At 50.0% G+C, this 17,862-nt stretch carries 15 protein-coding genes; 13 read left to right on the top strand and 2 right to left on the bottom strand.

The window, feature by feature from the left end; translation table 11 throughout:
- Positions 1-234 precede the first annotated feature (234 nt).
- The 5 genes from AAC599_RS15320 to AAC599_RS15340 all read left to right on the top strand — a co-directional run bounded on the left by AAC599_RS15320 (position 235) and on the right by AAC599_RS15340 (position 5,591).
- Positions 235-1,632, top strand: a complete 1,398-nt coding sequence (locus AAC599_RS15320; RefSeq protein WP_340151276.1) for an aldehyde dehydrogenase family protein — start codon at positions 235-237, stop codon at positions 1,630-1,632.
- Between the two features lie 13 nt (positions 1,633-1,645).
- Positions 1,646-2,362 carry a TetR/AcrR family transcriptional regulator gene (locus tag AAC599_RS15325; RefSeq protein ID WP_340151277.1) on the top strand — a complete coding sequence of 239 codons (717 nt, stop codon included), beginning with the start codon at positions 1,646-1,648 and terminating at the stop codon, positions 2,360-2,362.
- 37 nt (positions 2,363-2,399) lie between these two features.
- On the top strand, positions 2,400-3,419 hold the full coding sequence (locus AAC599_RS15330; RefSeq protein ID WP_340151278.1) for an aromatic ring-hydroxylating dioxygenase subunit alpha: 1,020 nt from the start codon (positions 2,400-2,402) through the stop codon (positions 3,417-3,419).
- Positions 3,420-3,531: 112 nt separating this feature from the next.
- Positions 3,532-4,539 carry a zinc-binding dehydrogenase gene (locus tag AAC599_RS15335; RefSeq protein ID WP_340151279.1) on the top strand — a complete coding sequence of 336 codons (1,008 nt, stop codon included), beginning with the start codon at positions 3,532-3,534 and terminating at the stop codon, positions 4,537-4,539.
- 44 nt (positions 4,540-4,583) lie between these two features.
- On the top strand, positions 4,584-5,591 hold the full coding sequence (locus AAC599_RS15340; protein ID WP_340151280.1) for a zinc-binding alcohol dehydrogenase family protein: 1,008 nt from the start codon (positions 4,584-4,586) through the stop codon (positions 5,589-5,591).
- 87 nt (positions 5,592-5,678) lie between these two features.
- Here the strand turns inward: AAC599_RS15340 and AAC599_RS15345 are convergent, their stop codons facing one another.
- Positions 5,679-7,298, bottom strand: a complete 1,620-nt coding sequence (locus AAC599_RS15345) for an AMP-binding protein (protein ID WP_340151281.1) — start codon at positions 7,296-7,298, stop codon at positions 5,679-5,681.
- Positions 7,299-7,913: 615 nt separating this feature from the next.
- On the opposite strand from AAC599_RS15345, the gene AAC599_RS15350 reads away from it, so the two are divergent.
- From AAC599_RS15350 to AAC599_RS15370, 5 genes are all read left to right on the top strand, one after another.
- On the top strand, positions 7,914-8,951 hold the full coding sequence (locus AAC599_RS15350; RefSeq protein WP_340151282.1) for a TRAP transporter substrate-binding protein: 1,038 nt from the start codon (positions 7,914-7,916) through the stop codon (positions 8,949-8,951).
- A 69-nt stretch (positions 8,952-9,020) separates the two neighbouring features.
- The gene (locus AAC599_RS15355; RefSeq protein ID WP_340151283.1) at positions 9,021-9,545 is read left to right on the top strand and encodes a TRAP transporter small permease; all 525 of its coding nucleotides are present in this window, start codon (positions 9,021-9,023) and stop codon (positions 9,543-9,545) included.
- A gap of 2 nt (positions 9,546-9,547) precedes the next feature.
- On the top strand, positions 9,548-10,852 hold the full coding sequence (locus AAC599_RS15360) for a TRAP transporter large permease (protein ID WP_340151284.1): 1,305 nt from the start codon (positions 9,548-9,550) through the stop codon (positions 10,850-10,852).
- Positions 10,853-10,937: 85 nt separating this feature from the next.
- A complete protein-coding gene (locus AAC599_RS15365; protein WP_340151285.1) occupies positions 10,938-11,795 on the top strand; it encodes a fumarylacetoacetate hydrolase family protein in 858 nt (285 codons plus the stop codon).
- Position 11,796: 1 nt separating this feature from the next.
- Positions 11,797-12,879: a 2Fe-2S iron-sulfur cluster-binding protein gene (locus AAC599_RS15370; protein WP_340151286.1), complete on the top strand. Its 1,083-nt coding sequence runs from the start codon at positions 11,797-11,799 to the stop codon at positions 12,877-12,879.
- A gap of 754 nt (positions 12,880-13,633) precedes the next feature.
- Here AAC599_RS15370 and AAC599_RS15375 read toward each other — a convergent pair.
- Positions 13,634-14,284 carry a TetR family transcriptional regulator C-terminal domain-containing protein gene (locus AAC599_RS15375; protein WP_340151287.1) on the bottom strand — a complete coding sequence of 217 codons (651 nt, stop codon included), beginning with the start codon at positions 14,282-14,284 and terminating at the stop codon, positions 13,634-13,636.
- 156 nt (positions 14,285-14,440) lie between these two features.
- On the opposite strand from AAC599_RS15375, the gene AAC599_RS15380 reads away from it, so the two are divergent.
- From AAC599_RS15380 to AAC599_RS15390, 3 genes are read left to right on the top strand one after another with little or no spacing between them, the layout of a single operon-like run.
- Positions 14,441-15,577: an aromatic ring-hydroxylating dioxygenase subunit alpha gene (locus tag AAC599_RS15380; RefSeq protein WP_340151288.1), complete on the top strand. Its 1,137-nt coding sequence runs from the start codon at positions 14,441-14,443 to the stop codon at positions 15,575-15,577.
- Positions 15,578-15,624: 47 nt separating this feature from the next.
- Positions 15,625-16,554 carry a PDR/VanB family oxidoreductase gene (locus tag AAC599_RS15385; RefSeq protein ID WP_340151289.1) on the top strand — a complete coding sequence of 310 codons (930 nt, stop codon included), beginning with the start codon at positions 15,625-15,627 and terminating at the stop codon, positions 16,552-16,554.
- A 29-nt stretch (positions 16,555-16,583) separates the two neighbouring features.
- Entirely contained in the window at positions 16,584-17,828 is a 1,245-nt protein-coding gene (locus AAC599_RS15390) for an amino acid ABC transporter substrate-binding protein (RefSeq protein WP_340151290.1), read from the top strand.
- Positions 17,829-17,862 lie beyond the last annotated feature (34 nt).

Raw genomic sequence — 17,862 nt, forward strand, 5'->3', positions numbered from 1 at the left:
ATTACTTGATACGCGGTACAAATTAATTTATATCATGCACTATAACATGGAGATGCGTGTTAAGCCACGGCGTATTTAAATGCCTTGCAGAAAAAGGGTGTGAATGGCGTTTTGGCGGGCGCAGACAATCTGCTTGATCGTTCGTGATGGTTTTGCAGAAGGAAATGGAAGAACTTTAAGGCTATTCGTTTGTTGATACCTCGCGGGCTCGACGCCTGCCGGAAAAGGAATGTAATGTCTGAATTTAGACTGTTGATTAATGGCGAACTCGTCCCCGGCGCGTCGTCATATGCCGTAATTGATCCGGCAACGGAGAGACCCTTTGCGCAGTCTCCCCGGGCGGATGTTATTCAGATGGAGGCAGCAATCGAGTCCGCTGATCGGGCTTTTGCATTATGGAAAAAGGCTACGGTTGAAACGCGCCGTGAATTACTGTCGGCACTCGCCGCTTCGGTAGAGGATAACAGCGAATATCTTGGCGGGATTCTGATGCGTGAAGTGGGGAAACCTCCCCGGGAAGCGCGGATGGAGGTCGCATCAGCGGTTGCCGTGCTGCGTTACTTTGCCGATATAAAAATTTCGGTCGAGCATCTAACCAGCAATTCGGGCGCGACATCGACAGTTTTTCGCAAGCCACTTGGCGTTGTTGCCGGAATAACGCCGTGGAACATGCCGCTGGTGCAGGCATGCGTGAAGATTGGCTCCGCGGTCTCAACGGGAAATACAATTGTTTTGAAACCGGCGCCGACAACACCTTTGTCCGCCCTGGTTATCGGGAAGCTGGCGAGTGTAATTTTTCCGCCGGGCGTCATTAATATTATAACGGACCAACATGATCTTGCGCCTTTGATGACCTCCCATGAGAAAGTTGCAAAGATTGGCTTTACTGGATCGACCGGAACCGCGCGGAAAATCATGTCAGCCTGTGCACCGACCTTAAAGCGACTTACGATGGAACTTGGAGGTAGTGACGCGGCGATCGTTCTTCGGGACGCAGACATGGCGAAGGCCGCGCAGATTCTCTTTAAGAGGGCGATGTACAACAGCGGACAGATTTGCACGGCGCCGAAGCGCGTTTATGTTCAACGTGACCATTATGACGAATTCGTGGATGCCCTCATCGCGCAAACCGATACGGTAAAGATTGGGGCCGCGAATGAGGACGGTGTAACGATGGGTCCCCTTCAAAACCGGACGCAATTTGAAAAAGTCGTTGAATATCTGGAGGACGCGAAGGCGAGCGGTGTCGTGGTGACAGGCGGTGCACCGATGGCACGCGTTGGCTATTTTGTCCCCCCGACGATCGTTCGTGACGTGACGAATGGAACGCGCATTGTCGATGAAGAACAGTTTGGCCCCATCCTTCCCGTCATCTCGTATGAAAATAACGACGAAGTGCTTGAACTTGCCAACGCCAATCCTTTCGGCCTTGGCGGCTCAGTATGGTCTCGTGACGTTATGAAGGCGCGTGAATTTGCTTCGCAGCTGGAATGCGGGCAGGCCTGGATTAATAATCACGGGTTCTCCCCTGCGGAGTTTCCGCTTTCCGGCGCCAAGCAGTCAGGATTTGGGGTGGAACTGGGCGATGAGGGCATTAAAAGCTATACTCAGATGACAGTTGTTTGCGATTAAACAGGGAGAAAACATGTCTCAGTTTCATACAAATAAAGAGGGATTTGAGAAATCCGTTGAAGAAGAACCAAATGGCTATGCGCTGCGGCGAGAGAAATTTCGCAAGAAAATTCTCGATGCCGCGGAGGCTCTTATTGTTGAGACCGGTGATTTGTCGTTCGGCATGAGGGATCTTGCCATCCAGGCCAAGGTAAGTGCGGCGACGCCTTTCAATCACTTCGGCTCAAAGCATGGGGTTCTAAACGGGATAATCGAACGGAGCCTCAATCATTTGAGTCCGAAGCGGATCGTCCAAAATCCAAAGGAAGAACCGGTTGCGGGGATTTTCAGGCATTGCGATGAAGTCGTCAAATATTATGCGTCAAAGCCAGAGCTGTATCGTCCGGTTTTTGGCGAAGTTTTATGTGCGCCTACAACCGGTGTGGCCAATGCAATTCAACTGGCGAACTCATACTGGAAAGCAGGACTGCAAGCCGCTCTCGAAGCCGGGCAGATCAAGCCCGGACGTAACCTCGATATCGTCGCGAGCCAGCTTGAAGCAAATTGGCTTGGACCCTTGATACTATGGGTCGGAGGAAGTCTGGACGGTGAGGCTTGGAGGCGTCAGGCTGAATATGGAACCGCGATTGTGCTCTTGAGCCTCGTGGAAGACAGCGCCCGCAATCAACTTGAACGACGCGTAGAAGAGCTGGAAATACTTTTGTCGTTTTCAACTCATTCACCGAACTGAGTGTGGGACGGTGAAAATGCGATCAAAGGAGATTAATGTGTTAGCGAAAGATCATTGGTATATAGCCTGCCCGTCATCGCAATTGTCGGCCCATGAACCCAAAGCAGTTACAATTGGCGATCAGGCAATTGTTGTTTATCGAGCAAAAGACGGAAAACCGGCTGCCCTGCAAGATCGTTGCTGCCATCGCGGTGTTAAGCTGTCCAAAGGGCGGGTACTGGAGAACGGCTGCATCGCCTGTGGATATCATGGCTGGGAATATGATGCCGACGGCATTGTGAAACATATTCCCTCCGTTGGTTCAAACGGACGCTTGCCATCCTATAAGATCTCAAGCTTTCATGCAGTTGAATCGCAGCATTATATCTGGGTCTGGATAGCCGGAGAGCATGAAGCTCCGACATATAAGCCGTTCATTGACGGGCTGGAATCCGGCAGTTGGGTACAGCAAACGAAAATCTGGCAATGCAATGTTATGTCCGCCGTGGAAAATCAGCTTGATATCAGTCACACGGCCTTCTCTCATCCGGGGAACTACCCGACGCACAAGACCAGCGCCGGCGAGATGCCGAGGTTGAAGGAGCGCGCCTGGCGCACACGGATTTTCGATGGGTGTCGCGTTGCGATATACGAAAAGAGGGGGCGCAATATAGAAATCCCACCAACCCTGGAGAACCCCGATACCGGACTGGGGCTATTCGAAATGCCGTTCAGGAATTATGTATTCCTTCCCAGCGAACGTATGAAGGCAATTTACAGCTGGATCCCGCTAAGTGACAGTTCCTGCCGTTTGGAATTCATCGGCCAAGGCCTGGAAGGCGGTGGAAGTCCCGATGGAGACGAGCTTTCCGTCGCCTTCATGGAGGGTGAGTTCGAGCTTCTATCCCAGGATCGCATTCTGCTTGAAAGTGCGCAAGACACCTTTGCTCAGGAACGGGAAATGCATGTCATCGCGGACCGGCCGCAACTTGCCGGACGGCAAATCATGCAACATGCTCTGGGGTTAAGAGAAGAGAAGCCCAAAGATCAGGAGATAGATCTCAACGCTTTTGCCTGACCTTTCCCGAAACCCGCATCTTAAGACAAGAATATTTCTCGATGAACGGACGATTTCCCCGGCGCTGGGGAAGCTATGGGTGCGTGTAGAATTCGCTAAAAAAGTGGGAAAAATGAAAGCCTTAATCTTTGAAGAGCACGGACCTATTTCCAATCTGAAACTTATTGACATGCCCCAACCGGTGCCTGCAAGGAATGAGGCACTGGTGCGGGTAAAGGCGTTTTCCCTGAACGGGTTTGATCCAATGGTCCTGGCTAGGATTCCGACGCTGAAAACACCTTTGCCAATGATTCTCGGGGCCGACATCGCGGGTTACATAGAGAGTTATGCACCAGGTGTAAAAAACGGTCCTTCCGTCGGGACCCGCGTCCTTGTCGATCCCGTATTGCCCGATGGCGCGGGTGTTCTGGGTGAAACGGCGTTAGGGGGAGCCAGGGAATATATGTGCGTGCCCGCTGAGAATTTGATAGTGCTGCCCGATACCGTCAGTTTTGAGGATGCCGCTGCGCTACCTATCGCTTATGGAACGGCGCATCGTATGTTGAAAACGCGCGCCGACGTCAAAGCGGGAGACAAGGTTCTCGTTTTAGGCGCGACTGGCGGTGTCGGTATCTGTTGCGTGCAGCTTGCAAAAATGATGGGGGCGGAAGTAACAGCCTGTACGTCCTCCGCCAGCAAGGCGGAAAAGCTCAAGGCCTTGGGTGCCGATCATGTGATCAATACATCTGAAGCCGACTATTTGGAGGCAGTACGAAAGCTATGGGGAAAGCCAAGGGTCTTCGGCGAAAGTGGAGGCGCCGACATTATCGTGAATTTCATCGGAGGGGATGACTGGATAAAGACCCTCAAGGCTGCCCGGCGCGGCGGGAAAATTGTCACCTGCGGTGCGACCAGCGGTCACTCACCTCAAACGGACTTGCGTTATATCTGGTCATTTGAATTAAACATTCTTGGCTCCAACAGCTATGTACGCGATGATTTGATCTCATTAGTGGATCTTGTTGCATCCGGTGACGTCAAGCCTGTCAAGCATGTCGTCCGACCGTTGGAGGAATTGCCGGTGTCGCTGCAGGAAATGATCAATCGCAAGGTCTTCGGAAAGTGCATTTTGACAGTCTAACTCGTTTCGGAAGATTCTTAACTAGATAACAGGAGATAAAGGAAATGAAAGCGGTAGGTTTTAAAGAGAGTCTTCCAATTGACAGGCCAGACGCGCTTGAGGATGTGGAAATCCCGCAACCAGTGCCAGGCTCGCGTGACCTGTTAGTTGCGGTGGAGGCCGTGTCTGTCAACCCGGTTGATACGAAAGTCAGGATGCGGGGCGGGCCAGAGACGGGGCACAAGATCCTCGGTTTTGACGCGGCTGGCGTCGTTGTTGCTGTTGGAGACGAAGTCACGGATTATAAAGTTGGTGATGAGATCTTTTATGCAGGCGATTTGACACGCACAGGTACGAATGCGGAATTCCATGCCGTTGACGAGCGAATTGCCGGCCGGAAACCCAAGTCTTTGAGTATGGCAGATGCGGCGGCCCTGCCGCTGACCGCGATTACGGCCTGGGAGATTTTGTTCGACAGTTTCAAGATTTCAGAAGGGGGAGGGAGTGGCTACACTCTTCTCGTGATTGGCGGTGCGGGGGGCGTCGGGTCAATTTTGATCCAGCTAGCCAAGGCACTTACCGGTCTTACTGTGGTTGCAACAGCATCGAGAGAGGAAACCCGCACATGGTGCCGCGAAATGGGCGCAGACTATCTCATTGATCACCGCCAGCCCATCGCGGCACAGATAAAAGAGCTCGATTTACAGCCGCGTTATGTCGCCGCGTTGAATGCCACAGATCAGCATTTTGATGACATCATTGAACTGATCAAACCGCGCGGCGAAATTTGCATGATTGATGATCCGGTTGGTCTGGATATCATGAAAATAAAACGCAAATCCCTCTCGTTTCACATCGAGTTCATGTTTGCCCGCTCGATATTCCAGACAGAAGACATGGCCGCACAGCAAAGATTGCTAAATCAAGTCGCGGATCTCGTTGATGCCGGAAAGATGAAGTCCACAGCGACGGATAACCTTGGCCCGATGAATGCAGCCAACCTTATCGAAGCGCATCGGTTACAGGAAAGTGGCAAGGTCATCGGCAAGAATGTCCTGACCGCAATTGGTTAATTGAAAATATCGGTCATAGTTGGCCGACTGGCGCGAGGTGGTTCTTGGTTAAAGAACCACCCCGTCTTTCTGTGACGACTGACGGTTTTAGCCCTTTGCAAGAAACGATTCCTTGACGACCTTGCGCATGACTTTACCGGTTACCGTAATCGGGATGTCGTCCATGAACTCGATGCGGCGGGGATATTCGTGGCGCTCAAGAGTCTCTTTGCAATAGGCGATTATGGAATTGCTCAGCTCTTCACTCGGGACAAAGCCGGCCTTGAGCTTGATGACCGCCGAGACAACCTGCCCGCGCGTTTTGTCCGGCAATCCAACGACAGCGACGGTATCAACGGCGGCATGGGTTGCGACCCGCGCCTCTATTTCAGTGGGGCCAATTCGATAGCCCGAGCTTTTGATCATGTCGTCATTGCGGCCCGAATACCAGAACAGTCCCCTGTCGTCGCGGTAACCCAGATCACCTGTATGGAGCCATCCATTGCGGAGTTTCTCCTTGGTCGCCTCCGGGGCATCCCAATAGCCGGAGAAAGTCATGGGATGGTTTTGGGAGACTGCGATCTCGCCTATTTCACCATCGGCGATCTGCTGGCCATCCTCGTCGACAACTTTCATCTCCGCCAATGGCACGGGAAGTCCCAACGAACCAAAGCCTTCCGGCATGAAGCCGGTATGCAGTACGGTGACCGGTGCGCATTCCGTCAAGCCGTAAGATTCGGCCGCAGTTACCCCAAGGGTATTTTTTAAATAATCATACAGGTCCGGGGTAAGGGGCTCTCCAAGAGAGCACAACGACCGGAGGGATAGTTTTGGCTGATGAGACGCCGTACGCATTTTACGGACCATTGTAGGAGTGAGAACAGTATTGCGTACTTCCTTGCGCGATAGGAAATCGAGAACTAGTCCAGGATCGAACGGGTTTGGCATCTTCCATGCGACAACAGGGCTTCCGGCATAGAGGAAGCCAAGCAAGAGCCCACTAAATCCGGCGATCCATGTCCACTCGGCCGGTCCCCATGCCTTGTCACCTTCCATTCCCAGATCGCCGTGCATCATGGCAATGCAAGGGGCGCCACGCAGCCAGCCCGCATGGGTATGTACCGCGCCCTTGGCCTTTCCCGTTGTGCCGGATGTATAGATGATGAAGGCGGGTGTAGACCCTCCATACTCCGGCCATTGGGCACTTTCAGAAGCCACCTCGATATCGGACCAGAAACTCCGGGCATTCGCGGCTGTTCCGTCCGTGAGCCAAAGTGTTAATCCTGCGCCGGTTTTATCCAGGTAATCCTGAACGGCATTTGCGCAAACGCCTTCGGTCACGACGCCCTTGCAGGCGGAATGAGCCAAACGGTGTTCAAGTCCCGGTCCGGCAAAAACCGTGGCGATTGGCACCGGTATCGCGCCGATACGCCAGCAGGCAATCATGGCGATTGGCAGCTCCGCACCTTGACCGAGGAAGAGTGCTACTCGGTCGCCTGGCTTGATGCCCTGAGCTTCCAAAACATGCCCGAACCGAATAGAAAGCCGTCGCAGGTCAAGGAATGAATAGATCCGCGTCCGTCCGTCTTGCATCTCGTGGATAATTGCCGGAGCCGACGGTTTAGCGGCGGCGTGTTGATCACAGCAAGCATAGGCGAGGCTCCTTGAGGGTTGATGCTTTTTTATCAGCACATCTACCGTCGCCTTGTAGTCATCGAGGTTTGCCAATTGTTGATCCACTTCATCCAAATATGGGGATTCATATAAATTTATCTCATACTATAAATTATATCTTAGTATAAAATAAACAGAAATTTTCAGATTGGGCGTAGTTTTTGAACGGTCCGATACATGAAAATTGAATGGAATTCGAACTGTTGCATTCTCTTGGTTCAAGCCGAATTGTCAGTTTTATTGCTTTATTTCGACACCTTGATCACGGATAAACTTCGTCCCCCAACTTAGTAAATTTACCGATATAAGATTTAGAAAAATGGAAGATATTTTAGAAAATATAATATATTTTCACATAGTTAAGACATATCCCTTTGTATGAAAAATCGACTGAAAGCGTTTGGCCGTGGAGGTTAGACTGAACTGCAAGCAGTGCTGAAAAGCGGCAGCGGTAAATGGCTTACGGTGCCCAATTTTGATATTTTTGGAAACTAAATTGATCGCCGGTTCGCCTGGCTGACTTCTCCCTATTGACATTGGGAAAATCCTCTCATACGATTTATAACATGATTTAAAATATACTGCTTGCTGAATTTCGAATGGCTCACGTGGATACCTAGCATGGGTCATTTCTTTTAACGGCGGTATCCAACCGGCTAAGAGGAAAATATGAAAATTATAAATCTTATGGCTACACTTGTCGCGACGACGTTATTTTTTGGCGTGTTTATGACTTCGGCTGTTTATGCCGAAGACGAAATGGTAACATTGCGATGGGCAAGTTTCGTTTCTCCTAAAAGTATTCAGAATGCGGTTTCAGTGCCCGCCTTCGCGAAAGCGGTCGCAGAAGCCTCAGGTGGTACGTTGAAAATCGAGCATTTTCCGGGAGGTACGCTAGGCTCCAGTCCAGCCCAGCAGCTTTCCATGGTTGAAAACGGCGTTGCCGATATTGCCGAAGTGGTTGTTGCCTATTCTCCCGGTCGTTTTCCGGAGCTGGCGACTTTTGAACTGCCCTTTTTGGCGAAAAGCAATACAGAGGCTGGTCTGGCCGCATGGAAGTTGTATGAGAAAGGCCTCCTCTCGGATTTCGACGATCTCATGCTTGTCGGGATAATCATCTCTGGCCCCTATGGCGTATCGACGAACAAGCCCGTTAAATCTCTAGCGGACTTTTCTGGTTTGCGGTTGCGCGCCGCGGGACCAATCCAAAATGAAATTGTCAGTAGCTTAGGTGCTGTACCGATCGGAAATATCTCGGCACCTGCAATCGCGGAAAGCATGAGCCGGGGTCTAATCGACGGGACACTAATGGCGCCGGGACTGATACATCCTTTCCGGATTGCAGACGTGGCGGAACATCATTTGTTTGACCTGAAACTCGGTTCTGTCGCGATTATCTTCCCGATGCGGCGAGATACCTATGAAAAGCTTCCGCCCAGAGCAAAAGCTGCCTTCGACGAATTCTCCGGTGAATGGATCACACGCAAACTTGGTGAAGATCTTGATATTCAGGAAGCAATAGCGATAGATCGCCTTCGCAGCGGGGCAGACCAGGGTGTTGTCGATGACTGGGAGGACGCATCAATTGAGCAAGCCAAGGCGGCCCTAACTCCGCTTCTAAGCAAGTATGACACCAAAAATGAAAAAGGTGTGAATCTTTACCGCGAGACTCTTTCAGCTATTGAAGAAGTCCGGTCCGGGAATTGAAGCAGCTTTCGGCAATCAAACTGAAAAGGCTGGTTTGATTGCCAGAAAAGGGATGGAAAAATGTTTCGAATGGTCAATGTCATCGGGGTTTATTTGTCAGTTATTGGATTGGTTTGCCTGTTGGCGATGTCCGTGGCCATTATTGCAGATGCCTTCTCGCGCACAACATTCAATATGCCCATTTATGGGCTTAACGATCTTCTCGAAATCATTACACCTGTAATTGTGGCCTCGTGCCTTCCTGTCGCGCTTGCCAATAAGCAAAACATTTCGATCAGGTTTCTGGGCAAGGCGCTTCCAGTGCGTCCAGGCCAATTGATTGAGCTGTTCGGCCAAATAACTGCGCTTCTGGTGATGTTGGGAATTGCATTCGAAGTCGGGCGCTACACCCTGAGCCTATTTCACTACAGCCAGTCCACTTGGTTGCTGCGATTGCCCATCTGGCCGAGCTGGGTTCTTGCAACGGTGTTACTGGCTTTCTGCATCCCAATCCAGACGGCAGTTGTTTTAGACGTAATCCGCGACTACAGGGCAAAGCGCGCATTTAAGGATCCTGAGGCAGAACTGCTGGGTCAAGTTGAAGGAAAATCATAGGCATGGATCCCATCTTAATTGGCTGGCTGGCCTTTCTAGTGATGCTTGGCCTAATTGCGGCCCATGTCCCGATCGGCATCGCGATGGGATCTGTCGGCGTCGGCGGATTTTATGTTATGACTGGGAATCCAGCTGTTGCTTTTTCGTTGCTTGGAACGGAAACCGCGAGCGCAATCTCGAGTCCCGAACTCATCATCATTCCGATGTTCTTGCTGATGGGGTCTTTTGCCGGTTTGTCCGGACTGGCTGCCGACTTATACCATCTCGCTAATTCATTGTTCGGTCATAGGCGGGGGGGATTAGCCGTTGCAACGGTAGCTGGTTGCGGCGGCTTCGGCGCCGCCTGTGGCTCGTCAATTGCGACAACCGCAACGATGGCGAGGATAGCACTGCCAGAAATGGAAAGTCGGGGGTACGCCCAAAGCCTGGGTGCCGGAAGTATTGCCGCGGGCGGCACGCTCGGGTCCTTGATACCGCCGTCTTCCATCATGCTGATCTATGCATTTCTAACAGAGCAATTCGTAGTGAAGCTTTTTATCGCCGGCGTAATCCCAGGACTTCTGACAATCTTTGTTTATTACCTTGCGATTCAGATCACGGTACGGCGCAATCCCGGACTGGCGCCTGCCGGCCCGAAACAGAGCTGGTCGCAAGTGGGCCATGTCGCCCGTGGGTGCTGGGGGATCATGCTCATTATCTGCATAATGACTGTCGGCTTGTATGGTGGATTTTTTACCGTGCTGGAGGCCGCTGCCGCAGGCACACTTCTGGCATTCCTGTTTGCACTTGCCCGTGGAAAGCTCACCCGCGATACACTCCTGAAAACGATCAGCGAAGTCGCGAACAATGTAGGTATTCTGTACACCATCATTATTGGCGCAAATATTTTCGCAAGTTTCATAACAATTACGCGGATGCCAGCTGCCATGGTTGACTGGGTAGTTAGCCTCAGCCTGCCGCCTCTGGCCGTCATCTTTGTGCTTGTTATTATTTATATCGCTCTTGGTGCCATATTCGATTCAGTCGCTGCCATGGTTATAACCCTTCCGTTTGTATTTCCACTTGTGACCGACGGCCTTGGTTTCGATCCTATCTGGTGGGGGATTGTCATGATCATGGTGATCGAGGTCGGGATGATTACGCCGCCGGTTGGTATAAACGTGTTTGTTATGCATGGCGTCCGACCGGACATATCGCTGGGGACAATCTTCCGCGGAATCGTCTCGTTCCTGTTCGCGGATATTGTTCGTCTCACCCTCGTCATATTGTTTCCCGCTATCGTATTGTGGTTGCCCAAAACGATGTAACAACAATGGTTTGCCGAGGAAACGCTATAATTGTGCTTTGGTTATTCGTTCACGATTGAAATGGAACACTAGTAGGATTTAGAAAATGAAACTTTTGCGATTTGGTCCTTCTGGCCGTGAAAAGCCCGGGTTGCTGGACAGCGATGGGTTTGTTCGGGATTTGTCGTCTGCCGTTAACGACATTGCCGGTGATGCATTAGGTTCGGAAAGCCTTGCAAAGCTGAAGGAGATTGATCCTGCGACATTGCCGAAAGTGCCCGGTATTCCGCAGGTCAGCCTTCGACTCGGCCCCTGTGTCGACAAGGTTGGGAAGTTTATCTGTATTGGCCTGAATTATGCGGGAATGATCAATGAGACCGGAGCGGATACTTTGCCGGAACCCGCTATAGTTGGAAAGTGGACTTCAGCCATTATTGGTCCCGATGACGATGTCCAGATACCGCGCGGATCAGTTAAGACTGACTGGGAAGTTGAACTGGGCGTCGTGATAGGAGAGGGCGGAACCAATATAGAAGAGAAAGATGCGATGTCGCATGTCGCGGGATTTTGCGTCGTCAACGATATCTCGGAACGTGATTTTCAGTTTAAACGGTCCGGGACTTGGAGCAAGGGCAAGGGCTGCGATACTTTCGGACCCATCGGCCCCTGGCTCGTAACGCCGGATGAGGTTGAAAACTGCCATAACCTGGCGATCTGGCTGGAGGTGGACGGTCATCGCTATCAGAATGACTCAACGAGTACGATGATCCATAAAGTCCCGTATCTGGTTTCATATTGTAGCATATTCATGAACTTGCAGCCGGGGGACATTATTTCTACCGGCAGCCCGGCGGGCACGGGAATGGGGCAATCTCCCCGGGTCTATCTGAAAGGCGGCGAAATCATGCGTCTTGGTATCGATAATCTCGGAATACAGACACAAAAAGTGCGGTCCTGGAGTTGACATGGCTGTTTCATTTCGCAAATTTCGTGTGGTCAAAAAGGTCGCCGAAAGTTCAATCATTACATCCTTCCATCTTGAGCCTGAAGATGGTCTGGACCTCTGGCCCGCGAGGCCCGGCCAATATCTGACGTTCCGTATTCCGACAAACATCGGGCCGGTTACCAGAGCCTATTCTCTCTCAGGCGATACACAGGACCGAAGGCAATACAGGATATCCGTTAAACGCGAAATGGCCCCGGGTGGACGTGGTTCACGTTATTTGCATGATGAAATATACGTTGGCGATTTACTTGACGTTGCCGCGCCCAGAGGAGCATTTGTGCTCGACCGGCAAAGCTTACGCCCAGTACTGCTCTTAAGCGGCGGCGTGGGGCTGACGCCAATGATTTCAATGCTGTACGCTTTGCAGAAAAGTGACCGCCGAGTCTGGTTTGTTCATGCCTGTGAATGTGGCGCTGTTCAGGCTTTCGCAGATGAAATCGCGGTTTTAAGGGGCGCGGCAAACGACCGTATACGAACTCATATGGCTTTTCGCGTTCCAACAGAAGAGGATCGTGCGTTCGGGCGGTTTGACAGTGAAGGCATCCTGACTAAGGAGGGCTTACAGGCGTTGTTGCCTCTGGATGATTATGATGTCTATTTATGCGGACCGACTCCTTTTATGGCGGCAATGTACCAGAATCTGCGAGAACTCGGAGTCGCCAAGGATCGATTACACTATGAATTCTTTGGCGATGCCAGCTCGCTTGAAGGGCATGTCGACCCTCGTGCAAAGCCGAAAATGCGGAATTCGAAGCCAACTGTATCAGACGAGAAGATGGATGAGGGTAATATCGAGGTTGTCTTCGCTAAATCGGGAATAACGGTTGCGTGGGACGGCAGCGTGGCGTCATTGCTCGATCTCGCGGAAGAGGCAGGATTAATGCCGGAATTCGGGTGCAGGGGTGGAATATGCAATTCATGCAGTTACAAACTGGTCGAAGGTAAGGTTATCTATTTCGATGAGCCAATGGATAAGCCGGACGCAGACAAAGTTCTGATTTGCTGCGCCCGGCCTGCCGGACGAATTGTTCTAGATCTTTAGGATATGCGTGCCCACGGTGAGGCATTGTCAGAGGAAAATGATCCGGCATAAAAAAGGACGAGGCGTTGCTTTTCAAGCTGCGAGTTGACGCCACCGGGCATAAGCAATTTCACGTTTGAGTTCGAGGTTTTTGCGGTTATTGAAATGGCGTTCGCGATTAAAATGGTTTTGGATTGATGAGTGAATGGAAGCGAATTTCTGAAGGGATTTTATGCTCTTAAATTTGATCATCACTCGCTCCCATCGCCGCTCCGTAGGAACGGAGTTTGTGCGTCACGATCACTTTCGGATTGCGATACTTTTTCATGGCTTTCTTTAATAACTTAAGCGCGGTCTAGCGATCTCGTCTCTTTGTAGCATGGACCTCCAAGACTTCTCCTTCATGATCGAATGTCCGCCAGAGTTAGTAAGCTTCTCCATTGATCTTGATAAAAACTTCATCCAAATGCCAACGCTATTGTGTTGAATTTTGAACGGGTGCCGATCTGGTCTTTCTAATTTCTGCTGCAAATATGGGTCCGAACCGGTTCCACCAGGGCACTTACCGTCTCGTAACAGATGTCGATACTTCGTCCTTGCAGAAGGTTTTCGACCTGACGCAGTGATAGTAGATAACGAATATACATCATAACAGCCAAGCGGATGATTTCAGGTGAAGTCTTGAGGTATCGGAATGGATTTTTCATGAGATGACGGTAAATTTGCAACCAAACAAGCTCAAGCCCTTTTCCTCTAACAAATGCTAACCGTTATCTTAACTGTTCTTTTGAACGGCACGGTCTAGTTTTTCTGACAGGGTCCCTTGCAAGCCGGTAAGTATCAATTCGGCGAGTTTTAAGGGGTCTGCACGATTTGGTGCGAGGCTCCACTCTACCCATATTCCTTTTAGTAAGGCCATAAGCGCAATTGTTACTATATCTGGATCAGGCGCCTGCCGTTGGTTATCCATTACATCGGATACCAATGTCCTTAGCTCCCCTTCAAAGCGTCTGTATATCTCATCATGTGCTTTGCGTACAGTCGGGTTTGTTTGAGCGAGACTCCAAAATAGAAACCTGGCCTTTACATAATTGGCATCTAGTGCTTCCGGATGAAGGCATGCCCTGATGAAGGCATGAAGGCGTTCAGAAGGGGTTAGGTCCTTCATCGAAAGCGCTTTTTGCGTCTGCTCCTTCACTTTTGAGGATAAAAACTTCAAAGTTTCGGCCAAGAGTTCGTCCTTGCTTCGAAAGTGATGGCGAACCATTCCTAGAGAAAGTTGAGCTTCCCGCGCGATAATTCTTACACTGATATCGCTGGCGCCATACTTGCATAGGCAACGAAATGTAGCATCTATAAGTTCTTGCCGGCGCTCGACCGGCGGCTTCTTGGAAAAACTCCGAGATACGCTTTCTTTGCCGCTCATTTCGACCTCATTTTGTTTTAGATAGGTTGATTGCCACTTCACGACAATAAGGTCAAGAAAGACAGTTGATTTTATTTTGCATTAAGCTATGCTGTTTTTATACGATCGTATTAAGTTAATCGCTGTAGAACGCAATACCAGAAAACATTAGAGCGAATGGATGAAATCGTGAGTGATAAACTAAACATAGCTGCTACACGCGAAAGCGTGGACCGGGCTCAACATTTGCCGGGTAACATTTACTCATCCGAAGAAATTCATTTGCGGGAACTAGAAGAATACTTTTATCAAGACTGGCTATATATCGGTCGCGAAGAGCAATTCGAAAATCCAGGTGATTTTGAAGCCCGCAGAATTTTAAATCGACCTGTTCTCATTTCCCGCGACAAAGACGGCAACTTGGGTGCATTCCGCAATATGTGTGTGCACAGGGGAGCTGAAGTGGCGGAAGGCAAGGGTAATACACGGCACTTTAAATGCCCTTACCACGGATGGACGTATGATTTGTCCGGCAATTTGCTAGGTGCGGCATACATGAAGGATTCGGAGGGCTTTAATCCGCGGTCTTGCCGTCTCTCGGAGATTAAACTGGAAATATGGCGCGGCAATATCTTTATCAGTTTTGCGGAAGAGCCTCGACCTTTCAATGAAGCAATTTCTGAGTTTGAAAATGATTTCGCGCAGCTGCACACCGAAAAATGCCGCTTGGCCGATGTTACGAAAATGACGCTGAATTGTAACTGGAAGTTTCTCCATGAAAATTTGATGGATTTTTATCATGTAGGCGTCTTGCATGTTAACACCTTCGGGGCACGGTTCTCGTGGTCCCCTGAGAATGTATCTCTGAAAGACGATGGTGGAATAACAATACGGTATGATGCGGCGCCGTCGACTCCAGATGGAATATCCCTGTTCCGAAAAGCCCCGTGGCTGGAAAGTGAAGAGAACAGCTTTGCCTGCACTGGGTTCCGATTACCAAATCTTACTCTTTTCGGCCGCATCGATTGCGTGAAAATGATATCTGCTTGGCCAGTCGGTCCAAATAAATGTGAAGTTTACATTCATCTTCTTGTTCCGGAAGAGTTTTTTGACGATCCGCAATTCGAAGAGAAGATAAAAGTATACAAAGATTATCAGCTGAAAATTTATGAAGAAGATCGCTCGATGATCGAGTCCATGCAGAAAGCAATGGCGCTCCCTGACTATGTTCCTGGAAGAATGTCCGTGATGGAAAAAGCGATCCACCATTTTCTGAATGGTTATCTTGATCGGATGTTTGGTGGGGAAAAATGAGATCGCAGGCGACCGCAAGTTTGAATTTAAGGGTGTCAGCGGTGTGTATGGAAGCTGAGGATATTTTATCCCTAAAATTAGCAGATCCAAGTGGAAGCTCTTTGCCGGATGCAGGACCTGGCGCCCATATTACTCTGCAATTAAATGGCGGATATTTGCGTCAATACTCAATTTGTAACAACCCTATTACAGATGGTTTCTATCATATTGCAGTTAAGCGTGAAGCCGAGTCGCGTGGAGGATCGGCTGCTATACATAGTCTTTGTGAGGGAGATACGATTTCTGTCAGGCCTCCTACCAATAACTTTGTACTAGATCGATCCGCTTCTCATCTTATCCTATTGGCTGGTGGGATTGGTATTACCCCGTTATTAGGGATGGCGAAAGACGCATGGAGCAGGCGACAGTCTTTCGAAATACATTATTTTGCGCGAGATGCTCAGTACGCCGCGTTTGTAAATTTACTCAAAGAAAGTCCATTTTCAGACTGTGTTCAATTCCATTTCGGTGTGGATCTGGGGGAAGTCTGGCGATCGTTCGAAGCCTTGCTGGGAAAAGCGCCTGCCAAATCTCAACTTTACGTATGTGGGCCTGCCGGTTTCATTGAGTTAGCTCGTTCAATGGCGAAGGCGCGGGAAAATTTGTCTGCTGTGTTCTGGGAGTCCTTTTCATCTGGAACACGACAGCTGTCCGACCCGGCTTTTGGCCACGAATTCAAAGTGAAACTGGCTGGAACCGATCAGGTTTTCGCTGTGCCGTCAGAAAAAACGGTCCTTCAGGTACTTCAGGAAAATGGCGTGACTATAGACAGTTCCTGCATGGAGGGGGTCTGCGGACTATGCGCCACCCGTGTTTTGGAGGGTGAGCCTGATCATAGAGACGAGGTGCTGACCGATAGTGAACGGCGGGAAGACAAGCTCATGACCGTTTGTGTATCCCGGTGCAAAGGCGAACTTATCGTACTTGAGGTGTTGTAATTTTTTAATTGGGGAAAGGTATAAGAATTATGGTTGCAAAATTTTCACGTAGAAGTGCGCTTGGCGTGCTTGGGGCCGGGGCTGCGGCGTCTGCGATCTTCCGCAGCAGCGTTTCGTATGCGCAAGATGATCAAGTGATCCGCTTTGGCGGGACTCTTGGTATGTCAGGGCGATATGCTGAAACCGGACTTAACATTCTCAAAGGTTACGAAACGGCGATTAAATATTTAAATGAAGAGAAAGGTGGCGTCGAAATTGCCGGAAAGCGCTATCGGTTTGAACTCGGTATCGTCGACGACGCAAGTGACCCGGCACGGGCAACGACATTGATCCAGCGTCAAGTTGACGATGGCGTAGACTTTTTCCTGGGATCCTATGGCAGTAACGTCGTGCTTCCTTGTGCAGGAATAACCGAAGAAGCAGGCAAGATTATTGTCCAGGTGGGCGCATCTTCAGATCAAATATTCACTCAAGGGTACCATAATATCTTTGGATTTTTCCCACGCGCGAGCCGGGCATGGAATACGAGCATAGAGTTTTTTAAATCCATTGAACCGAAACCAAAGACGGTTACTGTCTTGGCAACTAACGATGCTTTTTCGAAACTTAATGCAAAGGCAGCGGCAGCAGGGTGTGCGGAAATTGGAATGGAAGTCCTTGACGTTCTCGAACTCCCAGAACAGGTGAACGATGCATCCAGTACGCTTGCGACAATTCGTTCCCGTACACCGGATATTCTTATAACAACGACCGTTGACCAGAACTCGTTAGTGATTGTGCGTCAGATGATTGCGACGGAAACTAACGTACCTCTACTTTATCAATTCCTGGGCCCACAGTTGCCTATGTATCGTGAAAGCTTGGGCGTGAAAGCAAATGGTGTTGTCATGCAATTGCCGTGGGATGCTAGCCTAAAGTTCAAGGATCCAATCTTCGGTGACACGGATTCCTACATAAAATACTATAATGCTAACAATGAGCGTCCTTATAGCTACCATACCGTAGGGGCCTCGTCCTGCATCACCACATATGTAGAAGCGATGCGCACGGCTGGAAGTCTGGATCCTGTCGTAGTCCGTGATGCTTTGGCTGCAACTGACATCACGACTGTGTTTGGGCCTGTTAAATTTACCAAAGATGGAGACGGCGATCCGTTGTTAATGGGTGCCAAGTTAGGTCAGGTGCAAGATGGAGAAATCAAGGTTGTCTTTCCACCTAAGTTGAAAACCGGTGATCTGGTATATCCAACACCAGCATGGAACGAAAAAGGATAACAGTTCTATCCTTCAGGCGTATTGGTAAACTCAA

The sequence above is a fragment of the uncultured Sneathiella sp. genome (genome assembly GCF_963976355.1).
In the GTDB taxonomy this organism is placed as follows: domain Bacteria; phylum Pseudomonadota; class Alphaproteobacteria; order Sneathiellales; family Sneathiellaceae; genus Sneathiella.

Coding starts and splice junctions, on each gene's coding strand:
- AAC599_RS15375 (WP_340151287.1), bottom strand. CDS start 14,284: ATGAGCGGCAAAGAAAGCGTATCTCGGAGTTTTTCCAAGAAGCCGCCG.
- AAC599_RS15385 (WP_340151289.1), top strand. CDS start 15,625: ATGGAAGCTGAGGATATTTTATCCCTAAAATTAGCAGATCCAAGTGGA.
- AAC599_RS15365 (WP_340151285.1), top strand. CDS start 10,938: ATGAAACTTTTGCGATTTGGTCCTTCTGGCCGTGAAAAGCCCGGGTTG.
- AAC599_RS15325 (WP_340151277.1), top strand. CDS start 1,646: ATGTCTCAGTTTCATACAAATAAAGAGGGATTTGAGAAATCCGTTGAA.
- AAC599_RS15360 (WP_340151284.1), top strand. CDS start 9,548: ATGGATCCCATCTTAATTGGCTGGCTGGCCTTTCTAGTGATGCTTGGC.
- AAC599_RS15380 (WP_340151288.1), top strand. CDS start 14,441: ATGGATGAAATCGTGAGTGATAAACTAAACATAGCTGCTACACGCGAA.
- AAC599_RS15335 (WP_340151279.1), top strand. CDS start 3,532: ATGAAAGCCTTAATCTTTGAAGAGCACGGACCTATTTCCAATCTGAAA.
- AAC599_RS15390 (WP_340151290.1), top strand. CDS start 16,584: ATGGTTGCAAAATTTTCACGTAGAAGTGCGCTTGGCGTGCTTGGGGCC.
- AAC599_RS15320 (WP_340151276.1), top strand. CDS start 235: ATGTCTGAATTTAGACTGTTGATTAATGGCGAACTCGTCCCCGGCGCG.
- AAC599_RS15355 (WP_340151283.1), top strand. CDS start 9,021: ATGGTCAATGTCATCGGGGTTTATTTGTCAGTTATTGGATTGGTTTGC.
- AAC599_RS15350 (WP_340151282.1), top strand. CDS start 7,914: ATGAAAATTATAAATCTTATGGCTACACTTGTCGCGACGACGTTATTT.
- AAC599_RS15370 (WP_340151286.1), top strand. CDS start 11,797: ATGGCTGTTTCATTTCGCAAATTTCGTGTGGTCAAAAAGGTCGCCGAA.
- AAC599_RS15340 (WP_340151280.1), top strand. CDS start 4,584: ATGAAAGCGGTAGGTTTTAAAGAGAGTCTTCCAATTGACAGGCCAGAC.